This is a genomic window from Mycobacterium sp. TH-M15, from assembly GCF_057473705.1.
On the sequence record NZ_JBYCLB010000270.1, the window covers coordinates 1 to 1,657 of the forward strand.

Consider the following 1,657-nt stretch of genomic DNA (forward strand, 5'->3'; position numbering starts at 1 on the left):
CACGTCGTCCAGCTCGGCGCCGACGATGCCGGCCACCGTCCGGCGCAGCCGCAGACCGGCCACGATGGTCACCTCGGCGGGGATGCCGATCAGGTACAGCCGGCCGATGCGCAGCAGCTGCACCGGGGCACGCTCGGCGATCGACGGCAGCACCCGGTTCAGCCGGGCACCGGGCAGCAGTGCGGCCTTGGGGGCGTGCGCGTCCCGCAGCCGTGGCGACAGTCGATAGGCCAGGTTGCGCACCAGGCCGTCGATCACCGGGTTGCGGCCCTGCTTGACCAGCGGGTGCAGCGGCCCGGGTCCTTCCTCGGTGCCGGCCAGCGCGGCGGCGCCGGCCAGCGCCGGTCCGGTGCGGTGGGTGCGGCCGTCGCCGGTGAATTCGGGCCGCACCACGAAGTCGGCGAGGTTGACGTAGCAGGAGCGCAGATCCAGACCGCCGGCGAGCACCTGACCCGGCCCGGCCGCCAGGGTTGTCGCGGCGGTGGTCTGCCGCGCCCCGATGATCCGGGTGTTCTCGAACTCGTCCTCGGTCGGCCCGCTGCCGGGGCGGCGGTTGAGGTTCGGCGACATGTCGCCGCTGTTGGTCTGGGCGAAGGCCGCCACCAGATCCGGCCGGCCGTCGGCCAGATAGTCGACCTCCCGGTCGAGCCGCTCCCAGCGGTACGCCGCGTAGCCCTTGTTGTCGCCGGTGATCAAGGTGTTCCGGTTGGTCATGCTGGTGCCGTGGGTGGCGAACCAGTTCAGCGCGCCGACCAGCCGACTGTCCCGCTCGATGCGCAACAGCGTTGTCTGTGGGTCGATTTCGTCCGGGAAGTGGTCCTTGTCGGCCGCCGGGTTGCGTCGGAACGCCGTCGGTGACCGGTTGATGCTCGCGTCACGCAGCTCCCCGGCCGCGATGCGCAGCTCCGCCGGGGCCAGGTCGGCGTGTGCGGCGGCGACGGCCTCCATGATCCCGTCGACGATCGCCCCGAACGTCTGCGGCCGGAAGCCGTGGGTGTTGGAGTTGTACGGCCAGTGGTCGCCGTATCCACCTGGGCCGCAATGGGTGTGGGTCGCGGTGAGCATCACGTTGGCGAACGTGTACCGGTCGCCGTAGATCGCGCGTAGCCGACGCAGCACCTCGTGGTGCACACTGCCCAGCAGCAGCGGTAGTTCGCAGACCACCAGTAGCAGCTGGGTGGCGGTGGCCGCGTCGGCGAGCAGGAAAGCGCGTGCGCGAAGCCGGTTGTGCAGCCCGGTGGTGACCTGGCTGTGCACCCCGTAGCCGAGCATGCCGCACTCGGCCGGCTCCCCGGTGATATCTCCGATGCCGCATCCGGCCAGGTACTCGGCTGCCATCGCTCAGCTGTTCGTCTTCGCGATCACCCGTTCGGCGAAGTGCTCCAGGTGACGGATCTTGTCCGCCAGCGGTTCGGTGTCCGGGCCGAGGACGTAAGGGACGCGGAAGCCGACGATAACGTCGGTGACGCCCTTGTCCTCCAGGCGTTTGATGCCGTCCAGGGTGAACCCGTCGAGGGAGATCACGTGGATCTCGAACGGCCCGGTGCGGCCCTCATCCTCGCGCAGCTGCCGTAGCCGTCCGATCATCTGGTCCAGGTCGTCGGTGCCGCCGCCGTGCATCCACCCGTCGGCCCGCGCGGCCCGCCGCAGGGCGGCG

1 protein-coding gene and 1 pseudogene are annotated in these 1,657 nt (G+C 70.8%); both read right to left on the reverse strand.

Annotation, left to right across the window (positions count from 1 at the left end; translation table 11 throughout):
- Nucleotides 1–1,338, reverse strand: a 1,338-nt coding sequence (locus AC2VNT_RS06405) for a neutral/alkaline non-lysosomal ceramidase N-terminal domain-containing protein (RefSeq protein WP_486946056.1), incomplete at its 3' end; no start/stop codon positions are given.
- A 3-nt stretch (nucleotides 1,339–1,341) separates the two neighbouring features.
- Nucleotides 1,342–1,657: pseudogene (locus AC2VNT_RS06410) on the reverse strand (LLM class F420-dependent oxidoreductase); the annotation flags it as partial.